The organism is Moritella sp. (assembly GCF_033791185.1).
Classification (GTDB): Bacteria; Pseudomonadota; Gammaproteobacteria; order Enterobacterales; family Moritellaceae; genus Moritella.
This window is the reverse complement of record NZ_JASJHF010000215.1, coordinates 1-7,722: the sequence shown is the minus strand read 5'-3', so window position 1 is coordinate 7,722 and position 7,722 is coordinate 1. Positions and strand designations below refer to the sequence as shown.

The window sequence follows — 7,722 nt, the reverse complement described above, 5'->3', positions numbered from 1 at the left end:
GAGAATTCGTGTGGGTATTTAACCCCTGCCATTCTACCCAGTCCCACATGATCAAGTAGATCATGCACAATTTGACGGATCTCTTTTTCAGACGAGGCCAGTTTATGAAAACGAATAGGTTCTGAGATGATGTCAAAAATTTTCATTCTTGGGTTCATCGAGGTGTATGGATTTTGGAATACCATTTGCATCTGACGACGAATAGGACGACGTTCTTTTTCAGATTTTAATGCTGTCAAGTCAATGCCTTCAAACGTGATCTTACCTTCGTTCGGGGCATAAAGACCGGCGATAATACGGGCAATGGTTGATTTACCTGAACCTGACTCACCCACCAGACCAAAGGTTTCACCTTCATTGATTTCGAAGCTTACTTGGTTTGATGCTTGTACGTATTCACGCTTGCTTTCAAAGAATGAATCTTTGGTTACAAAGCGCAGGCTTACATCTTCAACAGTCAGTAGCGGTCCTTGGTAATCACGTTGATCTTCACTTTGACCTAACCAGTGGTTCTTAATGTCGATTTGCTTCATCTCGGCCGCTTCTTCGATATAGCTAACTAGCGGAAAACGATCTAGTTTGATATCGGAACGGGGTACGGCAGAAATAAGGCTACGAGTATAATCATGGCTAGGTTCGCTAAGTACTTGCTTGGTTGGACCAAATTCAACAAGGTCACCACGGTACATAACCGCTATTTTATCGGTAACGTTTGATACGACGCCCATATCATGGGTAACGAGCATACAGCCAACATTCTTCTTGAGGCACAGCTCGCGGATCAAGGTTAAAATCTGGTCTTGAATTGATACGTCAAGTGCAGTCGTTGGTTCATCAGCAATGATTAGATCGGGTTCACAAGACAGGGCTATAGCGATAACGACACGCTGCCGCATACCACCAGAAAATTGGTGAGGGTATTGTTTAATACGTAATTCAGGTTCTGGGATACCCACTTGTTCCATCAAGCTAAGTGAACGGCGGTAAGCTTCCGCTTTGCTTACATCTAAATTCGCAAGAATTGTTTCTGTTATTTGCTGTTCGATAGTAAACAATGGATTTAGTGACGTCATTGGATCTTGGAAAATAAAACCGATTTTAGAGCCACGTACTGAGCGCATCTCTTCAGGCGTTAAACCAGATATTTTTTCACCTTCGAGGAAAACTTCGCCGCTCGCGATCACACCTGGAGGACTTAATAGATCAATAATGGCATTACCCACCGTTGATTTACCTGCACCAGACTCGCCAACTACACCAACGATTTCACCGCGTTCGATAGAAAAAGACAATGATTTCACAGCGGCGTGAACACCATGCCGAGACGGATATTCGATGCGAAGATTTTTTACTTCTAATAAAGACATGACCAGACCCTTATAACTCGATGATTCTACATCCAGTCTGAAAAATTGATTCCATTCATTATCAGCAGAACATGTCACTGATATGTTACGTGAGTATTAATCTGACAAAAAACCTGCGATAAAGCAACATAAAAGGTATAAAAATCTAGGTTCCGCAAATTTTTTGCACTAAAAAGCAGGTTATCACTAGTTTTTTTAGATTTATCAAAACTATTTAAGTGTAGAATATTAAGCTTTTCACATAAAGTTAACCCAAAAGTAATAAGTACACTATTTTGTAACACCTAGTCCTAGCGTTTGATAAATCCAGTTAATGACGGGACCATTCGCTTGATCTCGGCGTTTAACAATGCCCATTTCAATCAATAAAGGGTCTGTAATATGGGCGGTGGATAATTCAACTAAGGCGTCTTTATACCAATGCATGCTAGCGACATGCTCTGGAACCAATGCCCAACCCAGACCGCGGATCACCAATTCGGTGATGTAATAATAACTGTCAATATGCCAATGATTAGGTGATGTTGCTTTAGCCTGTGTTATTCCCATACGATCACGAATAACTAACTGTCTAAATTGATTTAATTGTTCTATTTTCGGTTTAGGAATGTTGGCTAGAGGGTGTTTGGGCGCGACGATTAAAGTCTGCGTAAATTTATCAATAGAAACGAACTCTAACGACTCTAATAACCGTTGTAAGTGGAATAACATCCCGAGGTCGGCTTTTTTTTCATCAACCCATTTTGCAATGTCGGCTTGAGAGCCTGTGATAATGTTGATTTTAAGTAATGGGAATTGCTTCGCGAGGTCTTCAAATAAATTCTGGAAAGCCATGATTGGTGAGGCTTCGTCCATTGCAATCGTTAAAGATATTTCCTCACCACCGGACACCGTTAGTGCGCGAGATTGCAAGCGTTGGCATTGTAGCAACACGGCCTCTGCTTCGTCGTACATATCTTCGCCTGCTAGCGTGAGTACCGGTAATCGGGCACTGCGATCAAACAAGATTATATCAAGATCCGCTTCTAAATTGGCGATTGCGGTACTGACCCGTGATTGCGCTTTACCTAAATGCCGTGCAGCGGCAGAGAATGACCCGAGTTTTACTGCGGTGACAAATGCTTCTAACTGATCGACTGTCCAATTCATTTTATGGCTCTCACTTTGTTAAACTCTCTTTAACTATCCGGAAATCGGATGGATGCTAACTTTCATCAATAGCAAAAACAAGCATAATTCACAAAAATATAACGTAGTTGATATTATTAAGGGGTTTTTGTGAGTACAGCGCCATTACAATCAGGATCATTAGATCGTCAAGAGAACGGCTTAGCATCGGATGCTGAGATTAAAGCGTCGTTCTGGCGTTACGCGATCCCGTCGATTACGGCGATGCTTGTCAGCGGTCTTTATCAAATTATAGATGGTATTTTTGTTGGCCATTATGTTGGTGTTGATGGTTTAGCTGGCATCAATATGGCGTGGCCGATCACGTTTGTGATCTCTGGTTTTGGCTTAATGCTTGGTATGGGTGGTGGTAGCTTGATATCAATAAAGCGCGGTGAAGGCGATAAGAATGCAGCGCAACAAGCATTTAATATCAGCTTTTTATTAATGCTGGTATTCGCTTTGTGTTCAACGTTTGGGCTGTCTTTATGGGGCGAAGATTTACTGCGTATTCAAGGCGGTGAAGGCGTTACGTTTAATTTGGGTTTCGATTACGTCGCTGTGTTTGCTAATGCGACCATTATAACGATTATGGCAACGGCAATTCCGATGCTGATCCGTAATGATGAAAGCCCAAATATCGCCACGGGACTGATGGTTCTGGGGGCGCTATTAAATATTGTACTTGATTATGTGTTTATCGGATTATGGCAGTGGCAGCTTGAAGGCGCGGCGTTCGCAACAATCATTGCGCAATTTGTTGTGTGTATTGTCGGGATTATTTATTTTCTATCAGCGCATTCAACATTAACGTTTAAGCGACAGTTCATTATGATTCACCCACGCATGGCCGCAAGGATTGTGAGTTTAGGCTCATCTGCGTTAGTGATGTATTTGTATACCAGTTTTGTGTTTGCACTGCATAACCGTTTATTCATGGAATATGGTACATCGGTGACGGTGGGGGCATTCGCGATTGTCGGCTACATTATGACAATGTATTACTTGGTTGCAGAAGGCATTGCAGAAGGTATGCAGCCACCAGTGAGCTATTACTTTGGTTCACAGCAATATGACAATATTAAAAAGATGCTGTTGTTGTCGGTAAAAGTCACGGTTATTGCGGGGGTGGGTTTTATTGTTGCTTTAAACGTGATGCCCAATCTCATTATTAGTTTGTTCACTAGTGGCAACGCGGAGCTGACTGCCGCGGCTAAGAATGGTATACACCTGCATCTGTTTGCGATGTTTTTAGATGGTATTATCGTGTTGTCTTCGATGTATTTTATGGCGATAGGCAAGGGCGCTAAAGCATTATCGATATCGTTCGGTAATATGCTAATTCAATTGCCATTTTTATATTTCTTACCGCAATGGTTGGGAGTCGATGGTATTTGGTTAGCCTTACCTTTATCTAACATCGTATTATTTGTTATTGTCGCACCGTTGGTATGGCAAGATATAAAACAACGTGAAAAAATGGCTGAGCTTAACGCTAGCTGTTGCCTTAGTTAATGAATATCTGGCATTAAAAAGGCGGGACTGATGCCCGCCTGATGCTAACTTATCACCGTTACGCAGGCGCTATTCTGCGAACGTCAATAAATGCTGTTTTACCGAGTCAGATGCAAATGCATGTTCAATACTGACCTTGTAAATGTTGAAGTAATCTTCACGGCTTAGATTAAACTCTTCCATTACTTTACGTACTTCATCTGTCATAGTGGTATTTGATACCGTACGGTTATCGGTATTAATGGTGATTTGAATACCGTCTTGGTAGAAGGCTTTAACCGGGTGACTTGCTAAGTTTTCAACAGCCTTAGTCTGCACATTACTGCTCGGACATGTTTCTAATGCCACGTTTTGTGTTTTAACTAGTTCGTATGCACCGTCATGACCAGTAATATGGATGCCATGACCCACACGTTCTGCACCTAATAATGACACGGCATCAAATACATTCTGACCGACACCTTGCTCACCTGCATGAATGGTTACACGGTAACCTTTTTCAATTGCATATTGTGCGTAAGGAACAAACTCTGCGCAGAACCCTGGCGCTTCACCACCTGCGAGATCGAATGCCACAATACCGTCATTTAAGTATTTAGCCGCAGTATCGAGTACTTCTTTAATGCTATCTTTTGGCATGTGACGCAATATCGATAAAATGTAGTTACCTTTGATGTCATATAGCGCTTCAGCACGCTTCATGCCCGCTACGACGCTGTCAAACACTTGCTCAAGGGTCAGACCTTGCTCTAGGTGTAGCATTGGACCAAAACGTAGTTCAAGGTATTTGACATTTTCTTTAGCGGCATCTTCAAACACTTCAAAAGAGATGCGCTCGATGCCTTGAGCTGTTTGCATTACCGATAATGGTAAGTCAAAACGCTGGAGGTATTCACCAAGGTCAATACATGTTTCAGGTGCGATCATTAAGGTTCTGATCTCTTCAATGTCATAACTTGGTAGGGTAATGTTTTGCTCTCGCGCAAGTTCTATGATTGTTTCTGGGCGAACACTGCCGTCTAGGTGGCAATGTAAGTCAATCTTCGGTAAGTTAAAATAGTTCATGAGTCTCTACCTTTATGTTTTTAGGTTTAAAGTTACAGACTTCATAATCAAGAATTTAAGGGTCTTGGTAGAAACTCCCAAACCATATTATTGGGATTATACGAAGTAATTTTACCGAGTAGTTTAGCAGTCTGAAAACGACTCTGCAATTCGCTTCAATGGGTAGATTAACGGTATCACTACTATATTGACAATAGTGCATCAGATAAAGTTAGCTCTTACATTTAGGAATCCATATGTATAAACGACTTATTTACTTTTTGATCGTTATTTTTTCATCTTGCACCTTGGCTAATCAATCAGATATTTTTCCCCCTGCGCGGTCAGCACAGCAAATCATCAGATCGGCAATGGAGCAATGGCGAGGTGAGAACTCTAAAGCTAAAATGACCATGATAATCCACCGCGCTGATTGGCAACGTGAAATGACCATGTTGGCGTGGACGCAAGGTGATAAAAAATCGTTAGTTCGTGTTGAATCACCGCGTAAAGATAAAGGTAGCGCCACGTTAACGGATGATAACCAGATGTGGACCTTTTCACCGAAAATTAATCGCGTTATTCGTATTCCGTCGTCGATGATGAGCCAGTCATGGATGGGCGGTGACTTTTCCAATAATGATATAAGTAAATCAACCGATGTGATTGATGACTATCAGCACTCGCTAACAAAAATCGCCAAAGTTGATGGTCATAAAATCTATACCATCACTTCTATTCCCCATGATGATGCGCCAGTGGTTTGGGGTAAAGAAGTATTCAAAGTCAGAGATGATTATGTGTTACTTGAACAGCAGTTTTGGGATCAAGAAAACGTGCTGGTCAAAACCTTAACAACAACCGAAATCAAAACCTTCGATGGCCGTGCGATTGCCAGCACTATACGAATGAGTAAAACTGATAATCCTGACGAATGGACAGAGATGATCACGCTTGATGTTAAGTTTAATATTGATATCAGTGATCGTATTTTTACCCTGTCAAATTTAAGGAATCCACGCCAATGATATTTACCTTTGCTTGGCGAAATTTATGGCGGCATAAAACCCGAACTTGGTTAACGATTTCTGCGATGATTTTTTCAAATGTGTTATTGGTATTTATGTTTTCGCTACAATCTGGTACCTATAATATGATGATAAATAATTCATTAGATGTATTTAGTGGCCATTTACAAATCCAAGACAGTCGTTATCTCGATCAACCCAAACAGCGTTATGATATTAATAATGCCAACCAGTTAGCGACTCAAATTCGCCAAACATTATCTTCTGATGCGGTCAGTGTTCGTGGCAGTGCATTTTCGCTGTTATCCAGTGATTCTCGTTCTTTTGGTGCGCAAGTTATTGGTGTACAACCTGCCTTTGATAAACATACTTCAACCATATCGGGCGTGGTCAAACAGGGCCGTTATTTAACCCCGAGTGATACCAACGCTATTATTTTAGGCCGTATTTTAGCCAAAAACCTTAAATTGACCGTTGGTGATACAGTGACATTATTGGGCTCAGATAGGGAGGGGTCTATCGCTGCGGGTGTTGTTACTGTAGTTGGTATCTTTACCTCGGGAATACCTGAGTTAGACCGAAATGTAGCGCAAGTATCATTAAACTATTTTCAATCGCTTTTTTATAGCGAGAATAGGGCGAACTACATAGTGATCAAGACTGCCGACCCGTTATCGCTTAACAATGCCAAAAATGCCATCAGACCGTTAATTGCTGCCAAGGATACTAAGCAGCAATTGTTATTACGCGATTGGGATGAGTTGATGCCGGGTATCAAACAGGCCATTCAAGCAGATATTGGTGGTGCTGTGTTTATGTATTTCATTTTGATCTTGTTAGTATCTTTCTCGGTGATGAATACCCAATTGATGTCGGTGTTAGAGCGTACCCGTGAATTTGGCACCATGATGGCATTAGGTTTAAGACCGTCAAATATAAGCCGCTTAATTATGTTGGAAACCAGTTTAATGGCGTTGATTGGATTAGTGTTTGGTGTGGCGATTGGTATGTCGATTACCGTCTATTTGTATTTCAATGGACTGACCTATGAAGGCATGGAAGAGATGACGGAGAAGTTCAATATGGCAGATAGAATTTACCCGCAGATCTCTCTGTTAGGCGCTTTTGCTGGACCATTAGTGGTGATGTTGTTTTCATGCCTTGCCACCTTGTATCCGGTATGGAAGATCCGTCGATTAAACGCACTTGATGCGATGAGGGCGGTGTAATGAGGTTAGCGACAACAAGTGGGTTTAAATTAGCTTGGCGTAATTTATGGCGTAATTATCGCCGCACCTTAATTATGCTCGCTGCGATTGTTGTAGCTGTTTGGGCAATGGTTTTCATGACAGCATTGATGCGTGGTATGACTAATGACATGGTTACATCGGGTTTAAAAGCGTTGCCGGGTTTTGTGCAAGTGCACCACAGTGCATATCGCGATGATCCGAGTGTGGTGAACAGTTTTGCCATGCCTGACGCTGCGTTTAGTGCTGCGATGTCGAAGTCGCCAGTCACTGATTGGGCGGTGAGGATAAAAGTGCCGGCTGTTATAGCCAGTGAGCGAGATACGCGCGGGGTGACCTTACTGGGTATTGATG

6 protein-coding genes, 1 pseudogene and 1 riboswitch are annotated in these 7,722 nt (G+C 42.0%); of the genes and pseudogenes, 4 read left to right on the top strand and 3 right to left on the bottom strand.

Going from position 1 to position 7,722, the window contains the following annotated elements:
• The coding region (locus QNK26_RS12720; RefSeq protein WP_319223467.1) for an ABC transporter ATP-binding protein at positions 1-1,367 on the bottom strand (1,367 nt) is incomplete at its 3' end.
• 270 nt (positions 1,368-1,637) lie between these two features.
• Positions 1,638-2,516: a LysR family transcriptional regulator gene (locus QNK26_RS12715; protein ID WP_319223465.1), complete on the bottom strand. Its 879-nt coding sequence runs from the start codon at positions 2,514-2,516 to the stop codon at positions 1,638-1,640.
• Between the two features lie 129 nt (positions 2,517-2,645).
• Here QNK26_RS12715 and QNK26_RS12710 point away from each other — a divergent pair, with 129 nt between their 5' ends.
• Entirely contained in the window at positions 2,646-4,049 is a 1,404-nt protein-coding gene (locus tag QNK26_RS12710) for an MATE family efflux transporter (RefSeq protein WP_319223463.1), read from the top strand.
• Between the two features lie 69 nt (positions 4,050-4,118).
• On the opposite strand, the gene add is transcribed toward QNK26_RS12710, so the two are convergent.
• On the bottom strand, positions 4,119-5,114 hold the full coding sequence (gene add, locus QNK26_RS12705; RefSeq protein ID WP_319223462.1) for an adenosine deaminase: 996 nt from the start codon (positions 5,112-5,114) through the stop codon (positions 4,119-4,121).
• 24 nt (positions 5,115-5,138) lie between these two features.
• A riboswitch (purine riboswitch) is annotated at positions 5,139-5,238 on the bottom strand.
• Between the two features lie 112 nt (positions 5,239-5,350).
• Here add and QNK26_RS12700 point away from each other — a divergent pair.
• The 3 genes and pseudogenes from QNK26_RS12700 to QNK26_RS12690 all read left to right on the top strand — a co-directional run.
• Entirely contained in the window at positions 5,351-6,121 is a 771-nt protein-coding gene (locus tag QNK26_RS12700) for an outer membrane lipoprotein-sorting protein (protein WP_319223460.1), read from the top strand.
• Positions 6,118-7,350 carry an ABC transporter permease gene (locus QNK26_RS12695; protein ID WP_319223458.1) on the top strand — a complete coding sequence of 411 codons (1,233 nt, stop codon included), beginning with the start codon at positions 6,118-6,120 and terminating at the stop codon, positions 7,348-7,350. The genes QNK26_RS12700 and QNK26_RS12695 overlap by 4 nt, the downstream gene beginning before the upstream one ends.
• Positions 7,350-7,722: pseudogene (locus QNK26_RS12690) on the top strand (hypothetical protein); the annotation flags it as partial. The gene QNK26_RS12695 and the pseudogene QNK26_RS12690, both read left to right, overlap by 1 nt.